The organism is Bradyrhizobium sp. 521_C7_N1_3 (assembly GCF_052075975.1).
Taxonomy (GTDB): Bacteria; Pseudomonadota; Alphaproteobacteria; order Rhizobiales; family Xanthobacteraceae; genus Bradyrhizobium; species Bradyrhizobium japonicum.
Genome location: NZ_CP197232.1, coordinates 2191774 through 2217282, shown reverse-complemented (window position 1 = coordinate 2217282; position 25509 = coordinate 2191774). Strand labels below are relative to the sequence as shown.

General features: G+C 58.9%; 17 protein-coding genes and 5 pseudogenes. 7 read left to right on the top strand and 15 right to left on the bottom strand.

Going from position 1 to position 25509, the window contains the following annotated elements; genetic code table 11:
• Window positions 1-211: 211 nt before the first annotated feature.
• Window positions 212-1206 (bottom strand): annotated as a pseudogene (locus tag AB7008_RS10060) (IS481 family transposase).
• Between the two features lie 213 nt (window positions 1207-1419).
• On the opposite strand from AB7008_RS10060, the gene AB7008_RS10055 reads away from it, so the two are divergent.
• From AB7008_RS10055 to AB7008_RS10040, 4 genes are all read left to right on the top strand, one after another.
• Window positions 1420-1785 carry a Nif11-like leader peptide family natural product precursor gene (locus AB7008_RS10055; RefSeq protein ID WP_011084781.1) on the top strand — a complete coding sequence of 122 codons (366 nt, stop codon included), beginning with the start codon at window positions 1420-1422 and terminating at the stop codon, window positions 1783-1785.
• Window positions 1786-2501: 716 nt separating this feature from the next.
• On the top strand, window positions 2502-2969 hold the full coding sequence (locus tag AB7008_RS10050) for a hypothetical protein (protein ID WP_028143999.1): 468 nt from the start codon (window positions 2502-2504) through the stop codon (window positions 2967-2969).
• Between the two features lie 46 nt (window positions 2970-3015).
• Window positions 3016-3408 carry a hypothetical protein gene (locus AB7008_RS10045; protein WP_011084778.1) on the top strand — a complete coding sequence of 131 codons (393 nt, stop codon included), beginning with the start codon at window positions 3016-3018 and terminating at the stop codon, window positions 3406-3408.
• Between the two features lie 699 nt (window positions 3409-4107).
• The gene (locus AB7008_RS10040; protein WP_011084777.1) at window positions 4108-6087 is read left to right on the top strand and encodes a RiPP maturation radical SAM C-methyltransferase; all 1980 of its coding nucleotides are present in this window, start codon (window positions 4108-4110) and stop codon (window positions 6085-6087) included.
• 89 nt (window positions 6088-6176) lie between these two features.
• On the opposite strand, the pseudogene AB7008_RS10035 reads toward AB7008_RS10040, so the two are convergent.
• Together AB7008_RS10035 and AB7008_RS10030 are read right to left on the bottom strand one after the other, a co-directional pair.
• A pseudogene (locus tag AB7008_RS10035) lies at window positions 6177-6301 on the bottom strand (aldehyde dehydrogenase family protein); the annotation flags it as partial.
• A 99-nt stretch (window positions 6302-6400) separates the two neighbouring features.
• Window positions 6401-6619 carry a hypothetical protein gene (locus AB7008_RS10030; RefSeq protein WP_223153707.1) on the bottom strand — a complete coding sequence of 73 codons (219 nt, stop codon included), beginning with the start codon at window positions 6617-6619 and terminating at the stop codon, window positions 6401-6403.
• Between the two features lie 392 nt (window positions 6620-7011).
• On the opposite strand from AB7008_RS10030, the gene AB7008_RS10025 reads away from it, so the two are divergent.
• Window positions 7012-8358: an IS5 family transposase gene (locus AB7008_RS10025; protein ID WP_071916452.1), complete on the top strand. Its 1347-nt coding sequence runs from the start codon at window positions 7012-7014 to the stop codon at window positions 8356-8358.
• 376 nt (window positions 8359-8734) lie between these two features.
• On the opposite strand, the gene AB7008_RS10020 is transcribed toward AB7008_RS10025, so the two are convergent.
• From AB7008_RS10020 to AB7008_RS10000, 5 genes and pseudogenes are all read right to left on the bottom strand, one after another.
• Window positions 8735-8962: an IS3 family transposase gene (locus tag AB7008_RS10020; protein ID WP_370091571.1), complete on the bottom strand. Its 228-nt coding sequence runs from the start codon at window positions 8960-8962 to the stop codon at window positions 8735-8737.
• Window positions 8963-8970: 8 nt separating this feature from the next.
• A complete protein-coding gene (locus AB7008_RS10015; protein ID WP_011084772.1) occupies window positions 8971-9270 on the bottom strand; it encodes a transposase in 300 nt (99 codons plus the stop codon).
• A gap of 205 nt (window positions 9271-9475) precedes the next feature.
• Window positions 9476-11794: a S9 family peptidase gene (locus tag AB7008_RS10010; RefSeq protein WP_014497844.1), complete on the bottom strand. Its 2319-nt coding sequence runs from the start codon at window positions 11792-11794 to the stop codon at window positions 9476-9478.
• 776 nt (window positions 11795-12570) lie between these two features.
• A pseudogene (locus tag AB7008_RS10005) lies at window positions 12571-13151 on the bottom strand (IS6 family transposase); the annotation flags it as partial.
• A 427-nt stretch (window positions 13152-13578) separates the two neighbouring features.
• Window positions 13579-13719, bottom strand: a complete 141-nt coding sequence (locus AB7008_RS10000; RefSeq protein WP_154694111.1) for a hypothetical protein — start codon at window positions 13717-13719, stop codon at window positions 13579-13581.
• Window positions 13720-14081: 362 nt separating this feature from the next.
• Between AB7008_RS10000 and AB7008_RS09995 the strand changes: the two are divergent.
• Window positions 14082-14288, top strand: a pseudogene (locus AB7008_RS09995) (IS256 family transposase); the annotation flags it as partial.
• Window positions 14289-14983: 695 nt separating this feature from the next.
• Here AB7008_RS09995 and AB7008_RS09990 read toward each other — a convergent pair.
• Complete coding sequence (locus tag AB7008_RS09990) at window positions 14984-15721, bottom strand: glycoside hydrolase family 12 protein (RefSeq protein WP_014497847.1); 738 nt, start codon at window positions 15719-15721, stop codon at window positions 14984-14986.
• A gap of 293 nt (window positions 15722-16014) precedes the next feature.
• Between AB7008_RS09990 and AB7008_RS09985 the strand changes: the two are divergent.
• Window positions 16015-16344, top strand: a pseudogene (locus AB7008_RS09985) (IS256 family transposase); the annotation flags it as partial.
• Window positions 16345-16587: 243 nt separating this feature from the next.
• Here the strand turns inward: AB7008_RS09985 and ltrA are convergent.
• The 6 genes from ltrA to AB7008_RS09955 all read right to left on the bottom strand — a co-directional run bounded on the left by ltrA (window position 16588) and on the right by AB7008_RS09955 (window position 25353).
• Entirely contained in the window at window positions 16588-17901 is a 1314-nt protein-coding gene (ltrA, locus tag AB7008_RS09980; RefSeq protein ID WP_074076608.1) for a group II intron reverse transcriptase/maturase, read from the bottom strand.
• A gap of 507 nt (window positions 17902-18408) precedes the next feature.
• Window positions 18409-18600 (bottom strand): hypothetical protein, encoded by a 192-nt coding sequence (locus AB7008_RS09975; protein ID WP_014497849.1) that lies wholly within the window; start codon window positions 18598-18600, stop codon window positions 18409-18411.
• Between the two features lie 17 nt (window positions 18601-18617).
• Window positions 18618-20984 carry an LPS-assembly protein LptD gene (locus AB7008_RS09970; protein ID WP_223153708.1) on the bottom strand — a complete coding sequence of 789 codons (2367 nt, stop codon included), beginning with the start codon at window positions 20982-20984 and terminating at the stop codon, window positions 18618-18620.
• 1269 nt (window positions 20985-22253) lie between these two features.
• Window positions 22254-23014 (bottom strand): IS5 family transposase gene (locus AB7008_RS09965; protein ID WP_224517492.1). Its coding sequence is split into 2 segments (ribosomal slippage): window positions 22254-22675 and window positions 22675-23014, totalling 762 coding nucleotides; the frame shifts between segments, so codons are not numbered across the junction.
• A gap of 420 nt (window positions 23015-23434) precedes the next feature.
• Entirely contained in the window at window positions 23435-24271 is an 837-nt protein-coding gene (locus AB7008_RS09960; RefSeq protein WP_028144470.1) for a hypothetical protein, read from the bottom strand.
• Between the two features lie 17 nt (window positions 24272-24288).
• On the bottom strand, window positions 24289-25353 hold the full coding sequence (locus AB7008_RS09955) for an IS630-like element ISRj1 family transposase (RefSeq protein ID WP_011084514.1): 1065 nt from the start codon (window positions 25351-25353) through the stop codon (window positions 24289-24291).
• Between the last annotated feature and the right edge of the window lie 156 nt (window positions 25354-25509).

Sequence of the window (25509 nt, the reverse complement as noted above, 5' to 3'; positions counted from 1 at the left end):
TGGCAGGAAGACCGGATCTACCAAACCAAACCTGGAAGCTGCCTACCAGAGGAGCAGCAGCGCGATCAGCAACAGGGAGCGTTGCCCGAAAGCAGCCAACCAGCGGCTCAAGAAACGGGCCCGGTTCAAGAACGGCGATTGCCGCTCTCCTTCGACGGCGAGCGGCCCGCGCCGTCCGTATGCAAGCTCCAACAGCGACTGCGTTTCCAAACTAGGTGTTTAGTCCCGGCATTTGCTGGAGCGGATTAAGTTTGAATCGTTCTGGCTGGGAAGTCCAGCATTTGCAGATGTATTCGTAGGGCGTGAGGCCCTTCAGGGTCTTCAGCCGGCGAGCGAAGTTGTAGGCGCGGACGAAGTCGGCGAGGTGGCTGCGCAACTCGTCATGCGTGTCGTAGTGGAAGCGCTTGACTGTGGCCTCCTTGATGGTGCGGTTCATCCGCTCGACCTGGCCGTTGGTCCAGGGATGCTTAGGCTTGGTCAGGCAACGATCGATATCATTGCGGGCGCAGGCCACCTCGAAGGCATGAGCCCAAAATGGTTGCTTTCGTTCGATCATGGCTTTGATATCGGCCACAGTCCAACTCCCACCGCTTGGGTCGGTGAGTGGGTGCCGTTGTCCGTCAGAACGGTGTGGATCTTGTAAGGGACTGCCTTGATCAAGTTCCGCAAGAAGTCGGCTGTGTCACTCGTGGCTTTTCGTGCAACTCGGTGAAGGCGCACTTCGAGGTTCGATCGATTGCGACGAAGAGATAAAGCCCTCCCATCGCGGTGCGAACCTCGGCGATGTCGATGTGGAAGTATCCGAGATAGCTTTTGAACTTGCGCCTTACGCCCTTGCCATCCTCCACGTCGGAAGCCGTGAGATGCCATGGCGCTGAAGACAGCGATAAAGCGATGAGCGTGTCAGATGCGGGATTGTCGCCTGGAGAGCATAAAGGCAGTCATAGTCATCCAGCGGCAGCAGCGCATGCTTGCAAAAGGCGACGATGATGGCCTCCTTCTCAAGCGACAAACTGGTGGATTTTGGCTCTCTCGGGCCGGTCGGAAGATCGGCCACCGAACCGCGCTTCTTCCATTTTGCGACGGTCTTCGGATTGATCCATAACGCTTGGACAGCGCCCCCAGGCTCTCTTGACTATTTTGTATTGTTCGACGGATTGCCTCCGTCGTTGTGGCGCAGCCGTGAAGAACCTGCTCCGTTTGGATACTGTCAACGAAAACCTCGTCCCGCGTAGCGGGCCGATTGTCAGTTCGGCAACAAAGTGTCACCAAGTGGACGATACGCAGGGTCAGAAAAACGAAAAATCAGCAATCTTCAATTCGGCACGCCTCTTGCCCTGTTAACGGCGTCGGCACCAATCGCTTGTGAGCCCGAGATGGATGATTTGGCGACTTTGAGCAAAGGCACGGAGACTGGCTGTGTCGCGAACTGACGTAGAGCGATTCGTCAACGATCTGGGGAACGACGGTGGTCTGCTTGAACGCGTAAAACCAATTGCTACCGGCCTTGCATCGATTGTCGCGATCGGAAAGAGCCTCGGCTACAGCTTCACACCTGATGAAGCTAAAAGTTGCATTCGAGCTCGACAGAAGTTGACGACTAAACCGCTCGCCGGTGGCACTTTTAATTCGAGTGATACGATCTCGACCGGCGCTGTTCAGGCCCTTGCAGAGGTGGCCACGAGCGGCGCGCAAGCCGCGGAAGCGGCCTCTGACCACGCCACAGCAGTTGAGCCCGTTGCAGTTGTTGTGGTTGTTATTGTAGCGGTCGTGGCCGAGGTCTGACATGCCTTCGCTCTGACCGCATCGGGTGGTTGCTCGAGGAGGCGATGAAGTGCGATGAAGTGCGATGAAAACATGAAGTAAGCTTCGTCAATGACACACGCTGCCGCCGAGCACTACCGACAGATTTTTGACCGGCGTACCCCGGAGCAACTGCGCACGCTATCGCATCTCAAACGCTTCATGGAGCGGTTAGTCGGTGACGAGGAGTTCCGCAGGGCGCTTGCGGAGGCAATCGCCACCCCTCGAGCGGTAACAGAGCGGTACGGCATCAATGTGGATCCAATGGAGGTGCTGCCGCTCTGGCGCGGTGGCTACCAACAATACCGCTTCAAGCCGGAGTCTGCGCCGTGGCCGCTGGCTGTGATGTGGGATGAGTATCTCCGCGAGATGATGCGTCATCGCGACCTCTTGCGCGACGAAGGCGAGATGTCGACGATCAATCCTCGCTTTCATGCTTGGCGCGAGCGGCAAATCCGGCGCTGCAATGACCAATTGGGCGTGTCGGCGGCGTCGCTCACGCACCCCATAATCGCTTTCGAGCTAAGCGAAGGCTGCAGCGTCGGTTGTTGGTTCTGTGGCCTCTCGGCCGATCGCTTTACAGGCTATTACGACATAGCAAAGAGCATGCAGCGCTTTGGCGGGGCGTGGTTGGTGTCGCGAGCGAAATGTTTGGTTCTGCAGTCCGCACGGGCTTCTGCTACTGGGCCACAGATCCTATGGACAACCCACACTACGATCGCTTTCTGTTCGACTACTATCAGATTACGGGCGCGTTACCGCAAACAACAACCGCAGCCCCACTCAAGGATCCGGCACTCACCAGGCACGTGCTCGGGCTCTTCAATCTATATCGCACGACGACGAATCGTTTCTCCGTGCTGAGCAGGGCCCATCTTAATCAGATTCACACGGCCTTTTCGCCTGAGGAGTTGCTAGGAGTCGAACTCATCCTGCAGGGCAAGGAGGCGCAGACAGCAAAGGCCATGGTCGGGCGCGCGCGCGAGCGGAAGGAGAAGCGCAGGGGCGCTAACAAGGACGGTGCAATCGCCTTTCTGGAACGCAATCACACGACGATCGCCTGCGTTTCCGGCTTCCTCGTAAATATGCGGCAGGGGCGTTTACGACTGGTGACGCCGGTGCCGGGTAGCGATCGCTGGCCTCTCGGGTACCCGCATTCTGGGTGAACGCTTCTTCAGCACGCCTGACGGTTTCCGGGGCGGGCTGCAGAGCATGATCGAACAGTATATGCTCGAGAGCCCAGCCCATGACCTGCCGATCCGCTTCCGCAGGGACCTGCAATATAAGGCAGGGAACCGGTGCTTTCATCTTCGCTCACGCAACATGGAACACCGCGTGCTCGACGACATCGCCCCGATTTCCGTTGGCCCTTTGATCGCGGACGGCAACTGCACAATGTCGGAGCTGGTTATTCGGGTCGCAGCTGACGGAACAACCCTCCTTGGGGTCGCCGACTTGCTCGATCAGTTGTACATGACCGGGCTGATCGAAGAAGACCTCGACGACTGCTTCATCTGGCAGACCGGTGACTGGACGACGAGGCGCATCGAAGGAGTCAAACACGCGTCCTCCCATACGGGTGCAGATTGTGCCGATTCGCATTGAGGCACTACTTAGCCTCAAGCGACAGCAGCATCCCACCATCCAGCAGTGCTGAGCGCGATGACATGCCGCTCCGCATCCACGGTCCCTGGCTTCGTGGCGTGCACAACCGGCGTGACAAAAGAAGACCAGCGGGGTTCCGCGCTTGCGGCTTCGAGCCAAGCCCTCATTTCGGGCATCAGCGGTGCACGACTGGGACGCACGCGGTTAAGTCGAGAATGGCTTGCCCCGCCCAGTGGTCAATCAAATGGTTCTGCCAGACGACGGTGCCGCTGGTTCCGGAGAGGTCGTGGCTTTTCGTGGCGCGCCACTGCAACTTGCACTGGCGGTGATCCCTGCTAGCGGACGACGACGCGCCTGAAACTTTGATAGGTCCATGTGAATGACACGTCAGTCCGTTCATCAATGATGAAAAACAGCGAGTCTCACTCGAGGGTGGCGCCGCTAAATACCAGAGCGGAGCCGCGTGCAGGCAATTATTCCCCGTTCGGCTCCAGCACTCTCTGCTTGCTCATGCCGTCCAGTCGCCGGGCAACGAACGTGACGCGGAAATCGTGGCTCGAAGCGGGCTGCCCACTAGCCGAATTAGCGACTTCATGTTCACGGCTCCGGTCAGGAGTCGCGCAGAATTCACTTTGCCGTCCGGCGCATGAGACTATGGCATGGCGAACGCACCTGTGCGCACATCATGAATAACGTGGAATGATTATGAGTATCGCTGTGCCAATCGTCCTAGTCAACATGCCTGTGTCGGCAGTCGAAAGGCCGTCACTGGCGCTTGGTCTGCTGAAATCAGCGCTGACCCAGGCTGGACTGCAATCCACCATAGCATATGCCAACATCTGGTTTCTAGAATACATAGGCATCGCCGACTATGGACCTCTTGAGAATTGCCCGCCAGAGGAGGCACTGGTTGATTGGCTGTTCGCGGGCATTGCTTTTCCCGGCTTCGAACCCGAACAAAACGCCTTCCTCGACCTCTATTTCGAGCGCAACCCGATACACGCAGGCAAAGGTATGGCCGAGCGTCGCGCGAATTTCCTTAGGCTGCGCTCGCTCATCGGCGGGTTTATCGACTGGACGGCTGACAAGATATTGGCGAAGCGGCCGGCTATGGTCGGGTGCAGCTCGACCTTCACCCAGCATGTCCCCTCGCTCGCGTTGCTGCGCCGGCTGAGCGAGCGCTCACTTGATCTTGTCACCCTCATGGGTGGAGCGAACTGCGAGTCGGTAATGGGGCGCAGCACTCACGCGCGTTTCCCATGGGTCGACTATGTCGTGTCGGGCGAGGCCGACGCACTGATCGGCCCGCTGTGTTGGGACATCCTAAATCGCGGCAGAGACATCCCGCCTGCTGACCTGCCATTTGGCGTTTTCGGCCCGACGCATCGCGAGGCCGGCTATCCCGCGGCGTCGACGCGCGACTTAGTGCCCCGCGCCGTGATCGAGAACATGCGTGACCTGCCGCTGCCGGATTTCTCGGACTATTTTGCGGAGGTTGAGGCGTCGCTCTACGCCGACCGCATCCATGCTGGGCTGCCGATGGAGTTCTCTCGCGGCTGCTGGTGGGGCGAGCGCAGTCATTGCCTGTTTTGCGGGCTGAACGGCGGATCGATGACCTACCGCCAGAAGCCCGCGGGGCAGGCCGCAGCGGAGATGATTGAGATGTCGGCGCGCTACGGCTCGTCGCGCATCGAAGCTGTAGACAATATTATGGCCATTGACTACCTTGAAAAGGCGCTCCCTCACCTCACCGCGCTACCCGAGAAGCTCGCGATCTTCTTTGAGGTCAAAGCCAACCTGAAGCGCCACGAAGTGGAAAAGCTGGCTGCCGCCGGCGTCCGCTGGATTCAACCGGGTATTGAGAGCCTGGATACTCGTGTTTTGAAGCTGATGCGCAAAGGAACGACCTCAGCGCACAATGTTCAGCTGTTGAAGTGGTGCCGTCAGTACGGCGTGCGGGTCAGTTGGAGTTTATTGTGGGGCTTTCCCGGCGAGTGTGATGCATGGTATGCGGAAATGGCCTCTTGGTTGCCGTTGCTGCATCATCTGCAGCCGGGACCTGCGGTACGCTTGCGATACCAGCGCTACAGCCCCTATCATTACACAGCTGAGAAACATGGACTGAAGCTGCTCCCGGCCGCCCCCTATCGCTACGTGTATCCGCTGTCGGAGCGCGATCTCTCGGAACAGGTATACTACTTCGAAGACAGCGAAGACCACGATGTCGGCGGCCATTTCACACCGCGCGACGAAAACCGCCCGGGGCTAAATGCCGTCGCCAAGGGCATCGATGCCTGGCTGAAAGCCTGGAGGGGGCCGACTTTCTCTATGCTGTCGATGCAGGACAACGGCGACGAAATCATAGTCGAGGACACGCGAGCCATAGCAATCGAGCGCGAACACCGCGTCAGAGGCCTCGAGCGAGAAATTCTTCTGGCCGCGGACGAAGGCTCGCCTGAAACTCGCCTGTGCGATCGGCCGGGCGCGGCGAATGTAATGCAGGGCGAGATTGATGAGGCGATAGCTAACATGATCGCCCGCAAACTGATCGTACGGCTTGACGCGCGGCTGGTTGGGCTCGCGTTATGGCATCCATATACGCCAATCCTTCCCCTGACTGCGTTCCCTGGTGGCTATCTCGACCGACGCTCCACGCCAGTGGCCCTCCCGCGCGAATAAGGAAAACTGCGGTGTGCACTTCGCAGGGCCACACCCCTCGCCTGTCTCCTTTGCTTGGCGCTCGCGCCAGCCTTGTCATTTTTTTCGCCCGCGTCGTTGAGCACAATCAACGGCGTCGAGCCCAAAGCTCCAACATATATGGTTTGAGATATTTGGCCGAAGCGGCGGCGATAATCGCGCCAACCCTAGTGGAGCCGATGAAGTTTATGCGGCGTTCGTTCCGCATTAGATAGCTTAAATATGCGCTACGAACTGCATCGCTCGATTTTCGTAGACTACTTCATCGGGCGAAAAGGAGAAACCGCATCGAACTTCAACTGTTTGACACAGGTTGCAGCTGCCAAAGCGTCGTGTAGTTTATCGGTTCGATCATCGGCTGTAATCGATCCAACTGCTTCGCCGCGTCCAGATCGACACATAGACTTACATTCGTGAGCGACGATGTCGTCACGACTGCACCATCATAAAATGCAGGCAACCCGCGCATCGTTTCGATGCCGGGGCGAATCCCCTTATCGTCCTCGATCATCATTTGCCGCATTTCCAAATTTATCCGGCGGACATCGAAGAATAGAGCCCCTCACGATTCACTGCATCTCCCTTAAGCTGTAAAACGATATGATGAACCGGTCCACGATTGCTATGCCGACGCGTAGGGTCAGGGCCTCGCTCGGCCGCGAAGCTTCTCGTCGGGCTGGTCAACGCTGGATTTGGAGTGCCTGTCAGGTTCCATGGCTCGATTGTTCTGATCCTCACCAGTTGTCCGTGAACAAGCCTCCAAGCACTTGATTGAGAGTCTGTTTTCCGGTTGCGGCGGCATTTGAGATTGCAGGGGATTGGGGCTTCACAGCAAAAACCTGCAATTTCGATTTTGGATTTCCCTGCCGCTGCGAACCGTGATTCTGTGCTGCATCGGAGGGACCGATGCGACCAAAGAAGCACAGGACGACAGGCTCGAACGATCTGTTCCGGTCCCGGCTGGACCAGATCATCAACATGCGACACGAGCTGGTTCTGCTCGCCGGCAGGGTCGATTGGGACTGGATCGACGGCGAGATCGCGCCGCTCTACAGCGACAACGGCAGGCCGGGTATCGCGACCCGCTTCATGATCGGATTGCTGCTGCTCAAGCACATCTACGGCCTGTCCGATGAGGGGGTGTGCGAGCGCTGGGTCCACGATCCGTACTTCCAGTTCTTCACCGGCGAAGAGTTTTTCCAGCACGTTTTCCCGCATGAGCGCTCAGACCTGAGCCACTGGCGCAAGCGGCTCGGCGACAAGCTGGAGCGGTTGTTGGCCGAGAGCCTTCGCGTGGCGCACGCGAGCGGTGCGTTGCGCAGCCAGGACCTCAAGCGGGTCACGGTCGACACGACCGTCCAACCGAAGGCCATCAGCTTCCCGACCGACGCCAAGCTGCTGCATGCAGCGATCCGCGGGTTGAACCGCCTGGCGAGGAAGCACGGGGTCAGGCTCCGGCAATCCTATGTTCGCGTGGCCAAAAGCGCGGCGATGATGGCGGGCCGCTACGCTCATGCCAAACAATTCAACCGGCATCAGCGACAGCTGCGCACCCTGCGCAGCCGGCTGGGCCGGATCATCCGCGACATTCGCCGCAAGACCGAGGGCCAGGCCGCACTGGAGGAGGCATTCGCCCTGCCGCTGAGCCGAGCCACCCAGATCGGCTCGCAGCAGCAGCGCCAGCGCGGCTGGAAGTTGTATTCCTTCCATGCTCCGGAGGTCGAGTGCATCGGCAAGGGCAAGGCCGCCGCGCCCTATGAGTTCGGCGTGAAGGCCTCCATCGTCACCAACAACCAAAGAGCTCCGGGCGGCTTGTTCGTGCTCCACGCCTGCTCGCTGCCGGACAACCCCTACGACGGTCACACCCTTCGCAACGTCATCGAGCGCACCGAGAGCCTCACCGGCTGCCCGATCGAACGGGCCTATGTCGACAAGGGATATCGCGGCCACGACACACAAAATCCCCGCCGCGTCTTCATCTCGGGCCAGAAGCGCGGCGTCTTCGGCGTCATCAAGCGCGAGCTACGCCGCCGTTCCGCCATCGGGCCCATCATCGGACACATGAAGAACGAAGGTCACCTTGGCCGCTGCTATCTCAAAGGCCGCGCCGGAGATGCCGCTAACGTTCTCCTCTCGGCCGTTGGCCACAACCTCCGCCGTGTCCTGGCTTGGCTCAGAGACCTTTTGTCCCTCTTCCTGCTCTCACTCTGGCCAACGCTCAACTGTCCAGTTCAGCCCAATTCGGCTTATTAACGATCGACTCACCACGCTCATTGGAGAACGTAGAGGTTTCTCAACCTCCGAGCTAAGCTCGGATCCTCCGCGCGAGCTACGGAGGGTTCAGTTCGAGAAGCTGATTGACGCGCTCGAAAACAACAGCCCGGCGAAATCGACACTCACCTTTGCAATTTACCGGCCGAGCCAAGAGCCGCTTCGAAGGCATTGCGTTGGTCAAGTGTCCAGAGATCTCAGAATGGGGCGCTAGCTTCCGAGAAGCTGACGAGCCTCGGCCCAATGCTTGGTTCGATGTTGAGAACGCCGTCGAGTTTTAACCGGCAGGGGTGCTAGCGGCAGCAACAGCTGAACGGTGAATGTCCCGTATGATCTTCCCCCAAAAAATTAGACGGGTTTAGGCGACGTTTAGCTCCATCTCGATCGGGGCGATATATCCCACGGCGGAATGGAGCCTTGTTCGGTTATAGAAGCCCTCGATGAAGGCGAAGATATCACGCTGGGCGTCGGCGCGGGTCTTGTAGTTGCGATGATGAACGAGTTCGGTCTTCAAGGTATGGAAGAAGCTATTGCGCCTCCAATAAGCTGACGGCCGCTGCCCTCCCGGCCGCAGAGAATAGCACAAGGCTGTTTCTAACCCGCGCAGCGTGCAACGGCTCTGGACAGTTTTTTAAAATGTCGCGCTCGTTCGGTCTCCTGGCGCAGCCGGGCGATCTCCGAAGCCTGGTCCGCCGACATCGGCGTCACCTGCGTGGTGGGGCGCCACCTCGCCGATGCCGGCTCCTGCCGGAGCTTGTCGACCCAGCGCCGCAGCACCGAGTCGCGCAGACCGAGCTCCTTGGCCACCGACGTGACCGTGCGACGGCTGGACACCACCAACTCGACGGCCTGGCGCTTGTACTCCTCGGTAAATGACCGACGTTGACGTTCCATTCGACACCTCCGGGCTCAATGAGCCTACTACAGGTGTCCACTCATTCGGAGGAGGTTCAGCGCCTGTCCCAAAACTCCCAAAGAGTCATAGATGACTGTGCTTTTGCTTACTAATGCTGAGAGACAAGCGAAATCGGAGGGCGCTCGTTCGAGTCGCCACGGCGTTGGACCTAAATGATGATAGCTCTTCGCGCAATCATGGCCCTTAATTGGGTTTCAGCAGCTCAATCGGTAGGGCGTTCCAGTTAGGTGGTATCTGCCCAAGAATATTGCGAACGAAGAAGTCCAGAAGCTTGAGCTCGCTATAATTGCCGGGCGCTCCGTGATCTGCACTGGGTACCACAAGCATGTCGAAGTATTTTCCTGCCTTGATGAGCCGATCAGCCATCTGGAAGGTAGAGGACGGATCGACATTGCGGTCCATTTCGCCGACAACGAGCATCAACTTACCCTGTAGTCTGTGGGCGTTGTCGATGGCGGAGGACAGCGAATATTCGATACCAACCGGCCAACCCATCCACTGTTCATTCCACCATATCTTGTCCATCCGGTTGTCGTAACAGCCGCTGTTAGCCACCGCCACCTTGTAAAAATCAGAATGGAAGAGCAGCGCGCTCACCGCGTTCTGCCCGCCGGCGGACCCGCCAAAAATGCCGACGTTCGAAATATCGTACCATGAATACTTCGCGCTCGCCGCCTTATGCCATAGAATCCGATCGGGAAAGCCGGCGTCCTTTAAATTCTTCCAGGCAATGTCGTGGAACGCGCGCGAGCGATTGTTCGTACCCATTCCATCGATCTGAACGACGATAAACCCCATTTGGGTGAGCGGCTCAACCAAGGCCGAGAACGACTTCGGAACGAAAGAACCCGTAGGGCCGGCATAGATGTTTTCCACCACCGGGTATCTCTTGTTTCGATCGAAGTTGAGGGGCTTGTGAATAACCCCCCATATATCGGTCTCGCCGTCCCGGCCCTTGGCATGGAAGCTGAGGGGCGGCTGCCAGCCGGAGGCGATGAGTTCCGAGATATCGGCGCTCTCAACCTGCATCAGCTCGGCATTATCACTGGCGCGATACAGCGCCAAGCGCGGCGGGACATCGATGCGTGACCACAGGTCGACATAGTAGCGGCCGTTAGGCGAAAACTCAATGTGATGGTTGGCCGGTTCAGGAGTGAGCGCGGTCAGTCCGTTCCCATCGAAGTCGACACGGTAAGCATGGACAAAATAGGGATCTTCCCCTTTGTCCCTCCCGCTCGCACCAAACCAAATCTGGCGCTTGACCGGATCGACGTAGTAGACCGCGCGAACCACCCAATCTCCTCTAGTGATCTGGTTTTTGAGCTCGCCGGTTCGGCCATCGAAGAGGTACAGATGCTCGTATCCATCGCGCTCGGACGCCCAGATGATCTCCTTTCCGTCCTCAACGTCGTAGCGGAAGAACTTTCCAGTGTTCTGCTGGTCCATCACCAGAGGCTGGTAATCGATGAAGGTAATGCTGCGCTCATCAATCAGAGAGCGCACCTTACCCGCAGCAGCTTCCACCTCGACAAGTCGATAGAGTTGGTGCCCGCGCTGATTATACTCGAAGGTGAACCCGCGACCATCCTTCCACCACTTGATCGGCGAAAGGTGGTAGGGATTTGGAAAGGAAGCATTGTCGATTTCAATCTTGCTCTGCATGATGATGTCAAACAGCACCGGCTGGAGCAGCGGCAAGGCATCACCCGGCTTCGGATACGTCATCGTCGAATATCTAGGTTGAAGCTCGTCCGTCGGGGACGATTCGATGTAGTGGATCTGACGTTTGTGGCCTGGACGGATGCGGTAAGCCGCGAGGTGACGCGAATCTGGAGACCATCTTAGCGTCGAGAAAGCATAGTAGTTGCCTTCCGATCCGTCCCAGGTCAAAGGGATGTCCTGCAAGCCGTCCTCGCTGCGCAGGAAGATATTGTATTTTGTAGTATAGGCCAACCATTTGCCGTCAGGGGATATGCTTGTGTTCTCCGGATCGTTCTCCGCGGGCGGAGTGGGGTCATAGCCCATCTGTTGATGGACGTCCGGGTGCATGGCATTGGCTGTGCAGCCATAGCTTACGAGGTCGCATGTCCACCGGGTGTTGTCGATGTTGAAGGTGATCATGCGAGCATCGTCGGCCAGCTCGAAACGGTCGAACGGCAGATTGTCGGCCTTATAGTTCTCGAGGCTTGCCCTGGCCAGCGCCGCCGCGAGGCGGGTATGATCAAAAGCCGGCTGCTTTCCGCCAGTGGCAGCATCGACCTGCATGAACTGGTGCTTGCCTTGAGTCGTCCGTCGGTAGACGAACGCTTCGCCCTCTGCGAGCCAGAACGGAACGTCGGGCATATTGACAGTGAGCTGGTTATATTGAGCGCCGATCGTTAGCGCTCGCTCGTAATCGGACGGCACCAGCAGCGGCTTTGCAATGTTGTCGGCCGGAGCCTGCGCGGCTGCCAATCCCTGCTGACCCAGCAGCGCAAGCATGAAAGCGCCGAGCTTGTACATGATCGTTCACTCGTCCTCGTTGTGTGGGGATAACGGAGGCTGGGGTTGACCTCACGAAATTGGCGCAGCTGCGTTCAGTGTCTCCTCCAAAGCCCAGCACTGACCCTTGCGCACAAAGCGTCCTAAACGTTGCACGCAAGTCTTGGGCCAGAATCAGGCTCCGATCTCCCAGACACCTGAGTGGGCGACTGGGCGGCACGGTCTAAAGCTGTGATCACCGCTCTGGCCCCCGGCCAGGGATGCAGGGGTATGGACGACGTCGCCATAGATAGATGGGCCTAGGGGTCACTGAAGATGTCCGGCATAGCCGCCACCGCCGTGCACGCCAATATAATTCCCGGTCCAGCTCCACAGTGTCGGATGAAACCTTCACCGCTGGATCGAGATCCGCCGAATTCGCGCCACCGCAAGCGGCAAGCGTAACTGCTGCCGCGCCCCGTATAAGAACTCCAGGTCGCATATCACCTCACGAACAACACATGTGCGCGCCATCCGCAACGACGTTCGATGTCGTGGCGTCGCTTCTACGCCCCTGGTGGTGAGCAGACTCCATGCCAGCGAAGCGATGCGCATTCCCGACGGCTTCCGATAGCTATGTCGCTTACGCGACAAGGCTAGCGATTGTTGAGGCAAGCCGTATGTCTGACCTCGAACACACCAGAACGTCCTGCCGTAGCGGCCGATCAGCTTTGCGGGCTGCATCTCGGTCTTCGTCGGCCATGATGCAAGAAGGCCAAGGAAGAACGTGTGGGCGACGCATGGATGGCATCGTCAACTTAATCGACCGCCGAGACGAAGGAGGCGATTTTCAAAGGTCCGAGATTCGGCGATAGCGCTTGTCGCGGAGATTTCGCGCCAAGTCGCAAAGGCTCGTTCGCGCGAAGCACGACGGAGGTCGGCGGCGACAGCTCCGAGATAGGGGATGCGGAAACGTTCGCGACCTGATCGTGAACTGACTAAAACCGTTGAGCCTGATGGGGCGCTTTGAAACGCTTCATGATCCGCTCGCGTCGCCGCGTCTGCCGATGAGAATTCTCGGCGCGATTGTTGAGAGTTTTGTGCGGGCGATGTCCGACGTGAAAGCCCATGCTCGCCCTCGCAGCGCCGTACGAACGGAGCTTGTCCGTGATCATCACGCGCAGCGGCGTGCCGGCGGATTCAAGCGCTTCTTCATGAGCCGCAGCGCAGCGCGCGAGTCTCTTCGGGGCTGGATCAAGACGTCGAGAACGAAGCCATTCTGGTCGACAGCGCGCCAGAGCCAATGTTGTTCGCCCGCGATCGAAATAACGACCTCGTCCAGATGCCATTTGTAACCGCGAGCGGAAGCGCGCTGGCGGATGCGATCGGAGAATGCCTTTGCCATGGTCGGTGTTGTAAATCTCCGGCGTGCCGTACGTCGCCGCGCCTCGTCCAGAGCCGCCACGCAGAACGAGACGTCCATCGTATTCGACAGCCGCCACGCCAGAACCGCACGGCTCGCTCAGTCGATGATGGCGACGAGATAGAGAAAGCCGCGGCCGATGGGCAGATACGTGATGTCGGCCGCCCACACCTGGTTCGGCCGGTCGATCGTTCATGTTGCGCAGCAGATCGGGACAGAGATCTTGTGGCCCGGCGCCGGCTTTGTCGTGTTCGGCTTCGGTCCCAGCGCGGCGATGCCCATCTTGCGCATCAACTGTTGCACGCGCTTGCGATTGACCGCAAGCCCCTCAGCCTCAGCATCGCGGTCATTCGCCGCGAGCCCAGGAATGGCCAGGCGGTGATCAGCTCGTCGATCCGCTGCATCAGGGCAAGGTCGTTGAATTGGCCGGCTGTAGCGGCCGGTAGACGCTAGAACGGGCGATGCCGAGCAACATGCATTGCCGACGGATCGACAGCGCCTGGTCGACGCGCTCGAGCATTCCTCGACGGTCCGGCGTGCTCATCTTCCGGACCTCCGCGCTAAAAACTCGCGCTCGACCGTCAGTTTGTCCGATCTTGGCGTGCAGCTTCTCGATCTCGCGTTCGCGCGTTTCCTTCGCTCTCGCGCCCGACACCCACGTCAAAAGCCGGGCCGCCTGGTCCAGCAGCTGCTTCTTCCAAGCATAGATCTGGTTCGGTGAACCTCATAGCGCTGGGCCAGATCGGCAGCCGTCGCCTGCTCCCGCACCGCTTCCAGTGCGATCTTTGCCTTCAACACCGCGTCGATCTTCCGTCGCGTCTTCTTCGTCATCATGCCCTCCGTCGATCAAACGGAGCGGCCCTTTTCCAACCTGGCCTCTCGTCCCAAAACCGGGGTCCATTTCAGGGCACCATTCGCCGGGTCACGCGCAACGTCAAACGCCGGCGGGATGCCGGTATGACCTTGCGATGGGTCGCGGCCGGCATGATCGAGGCCAACAAGGGTTTCCGATGATTGAAGGCGCATAAGAAATCGTCGGTTCTGCGTGCGGCCCTTCAAGCTCACCACGATCGCATGACGATCAAGCCCGTTGCCCACGTCACGAGCGCGGCGCTCAACAGCGATCGGGACATCTCCCGCTACCTTCGCTCACGAAAGGTCGCGCTGCGGGCATTGATCGTTCTCACCCAACTCGGCGAGGTGCGGAATGGCCCGTTTCAAGAACAGTGCCGAAAGTTCGGTGGTGATGCGAAAATCCAAAATTGCGTATTTCGCTCGCTATTTCTTTGAGCTTGTGAAAAACGGGCGCACTGCAAGGTAGGAGCAGCGGCACAGCTTTCGTCCGTTAGAATTGCTGGTCGTCCCACGACATGTTTCTCTCCTCGGGGGATTGCGAACGAAGATCGAGGGCGACTAGGCGAAGAGTCCACTTCTCGACGTCGCCCCCGCAACAAACCACCCAGCCCCCGACGGGCTGCCCACGCAGCGTGAGCATTGTGCGAATCGATTTTCGTCCGGTGCGATCAGCTCCACATGTTTGCTAGGGAGCTGTCGCATTGCCTGGCCGAAAATGTTCCTGAACTGAGTTGTTGCCTCACGTAATTTTCTCTCCACCGCTGGTAGCGCCAGATCCGTCACCTTTGATTGTTCTCGCAGCGGCTCCAAGGCGATCTTTGCCTTCAGCGCTGCTTCGATTTTCCGTCTCGTTCTTCTTCATGGTCTCCGTTTATCAAAACAAAACGGCATCCGCACCATCTGAGCCGCCGGTCCAGAATCCGAGGCCACTTCACCTCACCGACCGTGGGTACTCACCTCGATGTCAGGGTCCAATTATTGAAGTTGAAGTTCATCCCACCTGGAGAGGAGGTGATCTCAACGCCGTATTGGACGTTGCCGACGTTTATCTCCCCAAAGTACCCTTTAGACTTGATCCACTGCAGGACACTCTTGATATCCACCGTCCCACTGTTGGTCTTCGAAGTGCGCAGGAATGAGATGACCTTATGGTGATTTTCTCCTTGAAACACGTTCCAAGTCGCTCCGCCTACATCGACATTTGTGTAGATCGGTATCGCCGCCCCGGAAGAAGCGTACTTGTAAGAAATGGGCTTGACGTTGCCGCCACCATCGGGATTGCCGGTGTAATTCGTCCAGAGCATTATCTCATACTGATTTGAGCTATCCCAGATATCGTAGGCGACGTCCCAGGCGCCGCTAGTCGGAACTTCCTGATTGAAGTTCGAGATCAGAGTGTTGATCGAACTGAGCGGTTTGCCGACATTGAAACCCTCGTGGGGATAGCTCTTGATGCCACCAGTATCAGGCTGGTTCGACCACACCCCCCACTGGTTGACAGCACTCACCGAGATAGTCTGGGGTCCTGCGCCCCTGCCCCATACGTCGTTGTTCCAACTGTAGCCATCGATTGAAAAGCTCCCGTATTGAGCGCTCGAACTCCATATCGGAGCTTTTGCCGATATTGGCACAAGCGCAACACTGGCCGCACTCAGGGCCGCAAACACCTTTAGCTTTGACACGCTCGCCATTCTCAATCTCCAACCTGACCTTTGCCCGCTCGCCCCTCGCAAGAGTTGGGCCATTATGCGCAGAGCCAGACGTGCTATTTTTCTCGCGCTCCGGGTTGCGTTCCCGACAGGCTGGCGGATTTCAGACAGGGTCCCGCCGCAGGATTGGTTGGAATTGAAAGCGGCGTAGTCTCTGAGGTGATCAACCTCGAATCATCCGCCGTTTGGAGCGCCGGATCGGAGACCATGCCATGACCAGCAATGTCACAAAGATGCATTTCCCCGCCGTGTGAAAGAGAGACGGCTCCGCAGCTTTTCGAAATTGGTTCGATCCGGTTGAAACGGCGGTGCGGAAACCAACGCGGGAACTCATTAGAGGAATTGCTCCGCAGCGAGCTCGATGCGGCCCTTGCGCGGCCGCGCTACGGACGCGGCATGAAGGCCGGCCATGAGGGAACGCCCCGTTACGGGCATCGACACGGCAGCCAGCCGCGGTCGCTGACCGGTAGCTTCGGGTCGATTAAAATCGCGGTCCCGCGTGCGCGGCTTGACACCCGCGATGGGGGACGACCGAATGGAAGAGCCAATTGCTGCGGGCTTGCAAGGATCGCCTCAGCCCTGCCGAAGTAGACATCGACAGGAGTGAGGTTGTCGATGCTCTCATGATAGCGGACGTGATTGCAGTGTTCGACGAACCGGGACGAAGCGCATGGTATTGCGCGCGACAGCTTCGCTGATCGCCTCTGCGTCGGCAGCATCAGTCTTCCCGCGCTTGAGTAGAGTCGAGGAGAGGCGCGGTGATGCGCTTGTTGCGCGTTCCGTTTCCTCTCCCCGCTCATCAAACCGGACGTGCGGTTTTCCCGCATCCGGCTTTCCGACAGGTTTCGTCACAAGGCGCACGTCGGCGACACTTTGCGCACGCGGTTCAGCACAAGTACGCCAGGGTTCCCATAGATCTGATCAGAGAACCGTCTGACGCCACGTCCTGGCGTCTTATGTCGTCTGCGCAGAAAGGCGAGCACGCGGTCAAAGACGTGTCGATCAACGGCCTGATGAGCCGTAGCAAGCGAGCCATAGCTGAAGTAAGCGGACCAGCCGCGCAGAAGGCGGTTCAGTCGTGCTTGTACTTCGGGCCAAGCGCCCTTGTTGCCCGGCGTCAGCAGTTCGCTGACCTTCCTCTTGATCCGCAGCACGCTTTTCTTCGACGGAGCCGCGCCAAGATACCACCGCCCCCCATTGCGGAAGTGGCGGGGTCCGAGCGTGTACCCAAGGAAGTCAAAGCTTTCCAATCGGGCATTCTTCACCGAGGTTTTAGTCTCGTTGAGTGTCAGCCCAAGCTTGGTCATCACCGCTTTCGTCCACGTCAATGCGTCTTCCGCGTGGCCGCGGCTGAGAATGACGAAGTCGTCGGCATAGGAGATAATCTGGCCATGGAATGCTTCACACCGACCGCTGAGACGCCAATGCTTCAGGAACCGGTTCATGTAGATGACGGAGAGCAGCGGACTGATGACACCCCCCTGTGGCGTGCCACACTTGTTGCTCTTACCGCCGCTCATGCGCCGTTTCCCGTTGCTATCCCGCTCCTCGACCGGTACTCGCAGCCATAACTTAATCAGCCGCAGCACATTCCGGTCGACGATGCGTCGGGCCACCGATTTGAGGAGGTCCGAGTGCGGTATCGTGTCGAAGTATTTCGACAAATCGGCGTCAACAACATCTGTGTAGCCCCGGCACATAAGCCGGTGCACTTCCTTGACGGCATCGACCGCGTTGCGGCGCGGGCGATATCCATAAGCTCCGTCCTCAAAATCCGCCTCGAAGATCGGTTCCAGCACGATCTTTGCAGCAGCTTGGACGACCCGGTCCCGGATTGTTGGGATACCGAGCGGACGTTCGCCGCCGCCGGGCTTCGGGATCATCACCCGCCGCACCGGATCGGGCCGATAGGTCTTCGTGACGAGTTCATCGCGCAGGCCAGCCAACCATGCTTCGAGTCCCGACGCGTCGATCTGTTCGAAAGTTATTCCGTCCACTCCCGGCGCACCCGCGTTGGCGCGGGCCAGCTTGTAGGCATGGCTCAGAATGTCCTCGCGGCAGATCTTGTCGTACAGCACGTAGAAGCGGAAGGCAGGCTCCGCCTTCGCCTTACAATAAAGCTTTCTTTCTCTGAAGGCTCCTGATCTTATCGGGCGTTTCAAGGCTCATCGCCAATCTACCCTTTCCCTCGCCATCTTCAAAAGCGCACCTGAAGTCAGGGTCCTTTCCTCCGCCGGAATTACCCGGTTTCATCGGTACCTTTGACCCTGTCCGACTCCCGTCCGGTCCATCGACTACTCAATGCTGAAGGCGCGACCTTCGACCAAGACGGGTCTCCCCCGATTACCCGTACTACCTTTCCAACGTGCCGTGCCCATTACCCCGGTGAACCAGACAGGTGCGTGCGTCGATTGCTTCCCTGTCCGCACGGCCTTCCCCGCCATACGATCGGGTCGGCATTCACATCGTAACTTTCGAGGCGTGCTCAGGCTTCACTCACGTTACGGCCCGCTGGATTGCTCGGCCGCCTAAAGCGACCTTTGTCACGAGGCTTCGATCCGTCCGATTGCTCGTCCAAACCGCTCGTCAGCTACCAGATCAATCGACAACTCTCTGGGTGGATCCTTCCTCCACTGGTAATACGCGCCGTCGGGGCGCACCGAATGGCTTCACATATTGAGGTAGCAGCAGTTTGACGTCATGACCCAAAGCCGCGATCTCGCGCGCCCAAAACCGACATGGCTGAAGTGGAACAGTTCTGCGCGTTCGTCGAACTCGAGCTTTCCCAGCACAGCCGTGACCGCCTGCCCGCTATTGCGCGCCTCGGTCGTGGTGGTGACGTCCCCCGACGTGACCCGCATGCGCCGCTATCCGTGCCTCAGAAGCCGATTGCGATCGTCCCGAATGTTCGTAGACCTATACTTAGCATGTAGGTCTCATTCAAGACGGGGGGCACGCCGCCTACCGTATAATTGTAGGATTTCAGATAGTTCAATCCCAGCACCAAGCAATCGTCGACATAGCCGGCACCGACCACATACTGGTTGATCTCGTTGGCCTCGAGGTCCCAGCGCGCCGAGCCCGTGACCACCCAGTTGGTCGCGACCTTCAGCGAGCCGGTGGTGAGGATGCCTTCGCGGCGGGTCAGATAGCCGAGCTCCGGCTGTGCCGCGTAGTTGCCGTACATCACGCTGATCGACCAGCGATCGAAGTTGGCGCGGCCTTCGGCCTCGAAACGCTGGACGTTCCAGGTCTGCTCGTCCATGCGGGAGCGGACGCTGAAGGTGTAGGTGCGGTTGGGCGAGTAGTCGATACTCGCCACGTAGTCGGAGCGGGGCTTGTCGAGACCGGAATCGAGGCCCGTGTTGATGGAGTCCCGGACCGCGTAGGAGTTCATGCCGAACAGCTGGTAGGACTGGCCGAACAGCACCTTGGCCGCGCCGCCCTTGTCGAACTGCGTGGTGGCCTGCACGCCGACATTGGCGCGGCCGCCGCCCTCGACGCGGTCGTAACCGGAGAACTTGTCGACGCTGAACAGGTTCGACGTTTCGAATACAAAACTCTGCGCATCCTCGTTGGGAAACTTGCCGGCATAAGTCTCGTTCGGGCGGATGATGATCTGCGCGATCGGCTCGACGGTGGTCGAGCCCCAGGGCTGAACGTTGATGAAGGGATAGCGGTATTCGAGGCCGACCGTCGGCATCAGGCGGAATGCCTGGGTGTCGCCGACCGGTAGGTAGTTCGACACGCCCGGCTGGTTCGAGACCGAGGAGTTGATTGCATCGGCGCGCAGGCCGGCGAACGGCGTCCAGATCTGGCCGAGCGGGTCGGTGAAGGATTTGCGCCACTGCGCTTCCGCCGACAGGCGGGTATAGGTGCCGGGGAAGCCGCGCAGCAGGCACTGCGATGGCGTGCGCGCGAGCGGATCGGCCGACGCCGTCGTGCACAGGCTGTTGGTGTTGGCGAGCGTGGTGATCGGATCGAACACGGCGCTGTCACGCGACAGGTTGACGGAGTTGGTCTTGTAGCTGAACTCGCCGCCGAACACCGGATAGTTGAGCACGTTCGAGTAGTCGATCACGGGGTAGACGATCGGGACCTTGTCCTGGTTGCCCGAGAAGCTCCGCCAGTACATCGTGCGTGCGTCGAAGAAGCTGCGATTGCCGGCGCCGGTCAGATAGAGCTGCGAGACCGCGTCGGTCGGCAGGTTCAGGAACGAACCGAGCGGGTCACGGTACTGCGACAGGCGGTAGTCCGAGAAGAAATAGTAGTCGGACATCACGACGCCGTCCCAACCCCAGACCCATTTGTCGTTCAGCGCGAACTGACCCTTGGTCTCGACGGCGCCGCGCCACTGGCGGTCGCCGGGCTGCCCGGCGAAGGCGCCGCGATCGAGCTGGTCGATGCCGTAAGCACGGATCTGGTAGGCGCCGCCCATCAGGCGCTGGCGGAACTCCGCCTGGAACAGCACGCCCTGCCTGGAGGTGATGCGCGGGTTGAAGGTCACGTCCATATCGGGCGCGATCGCCCAGTAGAACGGGACCTCCACGCCGTAGCCGTAGCCCGTGTTCGAGGTGAAGCCCGGCATCAGGAAGCCGGACTTGCGCTTCACGGTCGGGTCGGGCGTCGAGAAGTAGGGCATGTAAGCGAGCGGCACGCCGAAGAACTCGAGCTGCGCCGTCTCGAAGTACAGCATCTTCTCCTGCTGGTCGTGGATGATGCGGGCACCCTTGACCTGCCAGAGCGGTGGCTTCTTCGGATCGTCCTTGCACGGAGCGCAGGCCGTGTAGACGCCGTTCTCGAACACGGTGTAGTTGCCGCTGGAACGGTCGGCGCGCGTTGCGGCCATCCGTGTCCGGTCGGCGGTATCGACCCGGAGCGAACCGACGAATCCGTCGCGATAGTCGTCGGACAGATCGATCGTCTCGGCATAGGTGATCTTGCCCTCGGCATCCGTCATGCGGATGTTGCCTTCGGCATGGAGCCGCTTGGTCTTCTGGTCGTAGGCGACCTTGTTAGCCTCGACGCTGGTGCCGTTGTAGAACAGCTGGACGTTACCGACCGCCGAGATCCGCGAATTATTGTAGTCGTAGACGACCTCGGTCGCCTGAACCAGCATCTGGTTGTCGTTGGCGGCCTTCGGCGGCTTCGGACGCGGCGGCTGCGTATTGTAGGAGACGTTCTGCGCCGATGCCTTTACGACGGGGCCGAAACCAGTCGCGATGACAACGGCTATGGCAAGCAAGCAGTCGCAGACTAGCGACGTGAAGAGCCACGGATCGTGCCCTGGCGCAACCGCAGTCAGTTTGTGACGATGCGCAGCCACAGCCACTAACCTTTCCGTCGGGTCAGCAAGGCCAACAATCTGATGAAGCGGCCAACGCAGACTGGCGGCCAGACCGAAGTCTCCAGTTGCATGAACTCACACTTACTTGACGTCCTGATACAACTAGCCACAACAGCGAGCAGGAAAATGGTGAACACGTTACCTTAAATTCTCGGCATCGAGCCGTAGCACTGGCTCCAGCCCTCTTGCGGTTGCGCAGAAACCCTCGGCAATCGACGCGAACCGCTACGCTGAAATCTCTTCAAGTCGGCCTCGCTTCGGCCCAGGGAATTCGTGCTGAAGGCGTCGCGCTGGAAGGTTTGCGGAAGCATGTGATGGCTGATCTGACGGGTTATCAGGTTCATCCGAACCGAACTATGCCTGGAAGCACAGCTACTGGAGCAAGCTGCGAGAGCCCAGGAGCAGCAGCAGCGCTATGGGCGGAGCGCGAAATGCCGATCGCGGAGAAACTCCGCGTCTCCGATAGGCGATCTTGGGCGGCAGCTTTTTCAGCAAAGGGATCAGGAACACGAGCAGTCCGCGCTCATTGGCCAAAGCTTTGACGAACTGTCGGTCCGCCGACCATGCCACTTGGTTCGCGTGGGTCGTTCCGATATCTGTCAGCTGCGACCTACTCCGAAGGATGCTGATCTGTTGTTGTTGCGGCGAATATGCCAGCTGCTTGCTAATCGGCCGTTTCACGCCCCCCGGCGCATGACGGCCATTATGCGGGCCGGGAGCCATGCGGTGAAGCGCGAGCGGGTGAAACCGTTGATGTGCAGAATGGGAAGGCTCAGGCCGAAGCCGCGAATAACGCAACCGTCGGGGCCAGAGGCCAATGTTGTGTTCTGCTCCGCCGTTTGCGGATTGGTGCCAGAGGATCAGACACAGCTTCACTGCTGGCCCAAAGTCGGCCGGGCCGGCCTGCCGCGGGCTAGAAGCGCAATGGTTGTGGCTTCCCAAAGACGAACTCCAGATCGCATCATGCACTCCGCTGCCCCTTCCTGTCCAATAACGAGCGCCTGCGCAAACGAAGCAAGCTGCGTGCCGCTCGAAGATGGAGATCCTCAAGCGGGTTTGTTCATGGTACATGCGTCCGGTTGTGGACATTGGTCCGAACCAGACAATCGAGTCCTTGGCAGTGATATCGGTAGTTGGTGGAACGCACGATTGCACTAGGGTCCAGACTCAATTGAGCCAATATGCGACGAGAGCGGCGAGATGAACAGCGGCCAAAAAATTACGGGCGAGCTTGTCATATCGCGTGGCGATGCGCCGGAAGTCCTTGAGCCTGCCAAAGCAGCGTTCGATGACATTTCGTCCTTTGTAGGCGCGTTTGTTGAAGCGATGGATGACGACACGGTTAGATTTATTGGGGATTACGGGCTTGGCGCCACGACGAATGATTTCGCCGCGAAGCTTGTCGCCATCATACCCTTTGTCGGCGAGGAGCACGCTCATGGGTGGCGCGAGCGCCAGGACATCGGGAGCCGCAGCGATATCGGCATCCTGGCCTGGAGTCAGATGCAGGACGACCGGCCGGCAGAGCGGATCGCTCAGCGCATGGATTTTTGTCGTGCGGCCTCCGCGCGAGCGGCCGATTGCTTGATTGTGCTCCCCCCTTTTCCGCCGGAGGCACACCGGTGAGCTTTAATCGAGGTCGAGTCGAGCGACAGTACGACGCCGTCTTCGCCAGGCTTGGCCAGCGCTTCGAAGATTGCGCACCATCGTCCTCGCTTGGCCCAGCGATTGAAGCGATTGTAGATCGTCGTGTAAGGGCCGTATTCACGTGGACAATCACGCCATCGTGCACCCGATTGCAGCATGTGAATGATGCCGCTGACGATGCGTCGGTCGTCGTCCCGATCCGGCCCCGTCAGTCCCCTCGGCAGATGCGGTTCGATACGCGCCCATTGCCTGTCGTTCAGCCAAAACAAACCAGCGCGCATTCTCTCGCCCCCGAATCAACACGTAGGCAAGAGAATCACGTGGCGCTATTTAGGTACAGACCCTAGTGCGCGCAAGCGCTCGTCAGCCCAGATGGCAATTGATGAGGGCGCGCCGCCTGTGTTCGATGGGACGGACCAGATGGTCGATCGCCGACGCCTAAGCTATGAAGAGCTGCCTGCCAGTTGTGCGCTAATGGCCCGCAACCCGACGCGTCCACACGATTATCAAGCGACGGCAGGCACTGCACTTTTCAATTCGGCTCGCTCCACGGCCAGCGGGCGGTGCTCGACGACATGGAATGGCTGGGCGACGAGCATATCGGGCGAATTACGCCCTCCTGTTACAGGAGTTGAAGAGGGACATTCCGGATCTGGCGGCCCGGACTCGTTCGTGGAGTTCGTGACAACCCATGTGCTGCGCTACACTATCCTTCCGCTTTCATTATTATTCCCGAGCAGGCAACCGCCCATAATGCCATTTGTTGCATTAGCAGCCCAGTTGTTCGCAAACAAATCATCGACATCCTTGCTCGGGAGCCCCCCACCGGGATTCGCCGCTTGTTGAACAAAGGCTTGCGCCAGCGAGTGCCGAAACGCAGAGATGCTTTCCGCATCCATGGGCGAGATCTCGCAGACCAAAGCTTTACTGTCGGCATCCATTAAGACCTGTGGACCAAAAGCAGTACCGCTCGGGTTTGACGCCATAATCAACGTGAAGCTAATTTTGACCCCGGCCGAGGTCGTAAAACTATGAGATGCCAAAGAAACTAGCCTCTGCATCAGCATCGAACCGACAGGCGCCTCCGCACGGAGAGCCGGACCATTCTGCCGGAACGATCTTGCAGGAGCGAACGACGCCACTCGAGGCCCTTTGTCTGCTCTCCTCTTTAGAACGTCTTCGTCGGGATAATTTGACGGCTCGTCACTGCTCAGCGTCATCGATCGATAGCGCAGACGCGAGGGCGCTGGAAGAATCACAGGAGCCAATACAGCGTTGCACGGTGCACCCGCATTAGCCCCATTGAAGCTGAACAGATCCGCACCCCGCTCAAAGAGCTCCCCTCGTATGGGCTGGTTGTCACTGAAAAGATGGAGGGCTTGGCATTCCGACTGAAAATTATCAACAAGTAGGATGGAAGAAACAATCAGCATCCCGGCACAATCACTCCGATAGCCGGAGCGTTTTGCCATGGCTCCGCGGTTGCTCACCACCAGCAAAAGCAAGGCCGCAAGCACGCTCACGAAGTACAAAAACACCAGCCTAGTCCCCGGAATCAGAGCTGAGTGATACGGCGGCCTTTGAAACGGCGTTGACGGACCTTTTTCTTGGTCCAGACGAAGGGCTCGGCTCTGTCGTTGTATGCGTTGACGTAGGCATCGATGTGTTCCTGAAGCTGCTTGAGGCTCGTGAAGGAGGTGCCGCTGAGCGACTGCCCCTGCAAGATGGAAAACCATACTTCGACCTGATTGAGCCATGACGCACTTGTCGGCGTGAAATGAAATTGCACGTTGGGGTGGGCCTTGAGCCAGTCCTCGTTCTTTTTATGGGTGTTGAGGTTGTCGAGGATGACGTGAAGCTTGCGGTTCGGAAAAGTCGCGGTGACGCTGTTCATGAAATCGAGAAACTCGACGCGGCGCCGGCGTTTTGAATGGGTCGCGATGATCTTTCCGGTGGCGACTTCGAGCGCCGCAAACAATGTTGTGGTGCCATGCCGCTTGTAATCGTGGCTTTGGCCGGTTAAGGCGCGGCCATTGGGCAACTTCAGATAACCCTGCGCTCGCTCCAAAGCCTGGATCGAGGGCTTCTCGTCCACGCACAGCACAATGGCCTTCGCCGGCGGCGCGACATAGAGGCCGACAACATCGGCGGCTTTGGCCGTAAAGTTCGGGTCGTTGCTCTCGCACCAGGACTTGCGAGCCACCAGGTCAATCTTGTGGCTGCGCAGGAACCGCCAGACATATTGGACATCGACATCGCCCAGCGCCTCGGCCAGCAGGGGGCCGGTCCAGCGCGCAAACCCTTGCGGTGGCGGCTTATCCAGCAGCTTCAGAATCCGCTTGTCGGTCGTCTTCGTATAGATCGGCTGCTTGCCAGGCCGCGGCTTGTCTTGCAGCCCTTCAAGGCCATGGTCGGCATAGCGATGCCGCCAAAGGCTGACAATCCGCGGCTGGACCCCAACTTCCTTGGCGATCGACCGGGTGCTGCGCCCATCCGCCGCCAACAGAACTATCCGCGCCCGCTTCAAATCGCGCTGCAACGTCACCGGTGAGCGACAGCACGCCTCAAGCACCTTGCGATCTTTCCTCGAAAGGTGGACTTCTCTTGCTTCGGGTATCATCCCGACCTTGAATCACGACTCACGTTCCAAGAAAAGTGGGTACTAGTGAACTCAATCGATACGGCCCTCATCAGAAGTTCCTTCACCCCGATGTTATGGGGCATCACGTGCTAACCGATGTCCGCCCTGCACTGAGCCCTGATGCCACATTCATGC

Coding starts and splice junctions, on each gene's coding strand:
- AB7008_RS10050 (WP_028143999.1), top strand. CDS start 2,502: ATGGACAACCCACACTACGATCGCTTTCTGTTCGACTACTATCAGATT.
- AB7008_RS10045 (WP_011084778.1), top strand. CDS start 3,016: ATGATCGAACAGTATATGCTCGAGAGCCCAGCCCATGACCTGCCGATC.
- AB7008_RS10040 (WP_011084777.1), top strand. CDS start 4,108: ATGATTATGAGTATCGCTGTGCCAATCGTCCTAGTCAACATGCCTGTG.
- AB7008_RS10030 (WP_223153707.1), bottom strand. CDS start 6,619: ATGATGATCGAGGACGATAAGGGGATTCGCCCCGGCATCGAAACGATG.
- AB7008_RS10025 (WP_071916452.1), top strand. CDS start 7,012: ATGCGACCAAAGAAGCACAGGACGACAGGCTCGAACGATCTGTTCCGG.
- AB7008_RS10015 (WP_011084772.1), bottom strand. CDS start 9,270: ATGGAACGTCAACGTCGGTCATTTACCGAGGAGTACAAGCGCCAGGCC.
- AB7008_RS10010 (WP_014497844.1), bottom strand. CDS start 11,794: ATGTACAAGCTCGGCGCTTTCATGCTTGCGCTGCTGGGTCAGCAGGGA.
- AB7008_RS10000 (WP_154694111.1), bottom strand. CDS start 13,719: ATGAGCACGCCGGACCGTCGAGGAATGCTCGAGCGCGTCGACCAGGCG.
- AB7008_RS09990 (WP_014497847.1), bottom strand. CDS start 15,721: ATGGCGAGCGTGTCAAAGCTAAAGGTGTTTGCGGCCCTGAGTGCGGCC.
- AB7008_RS09975 (WP_014497849.1), bottom strand. CDS start 18,600: ATGCGGGTCACGTCGGGGGACGTCACCACCACGACCGAGGCGCGCAAT.
- AB7008_RS09955 (WP_011084514.1), bottom strand. CDS start 25,353: ATGATACCCGAAGCAAGAGAAGTCCACCTTTCGAGGAAAGATCGCAAG.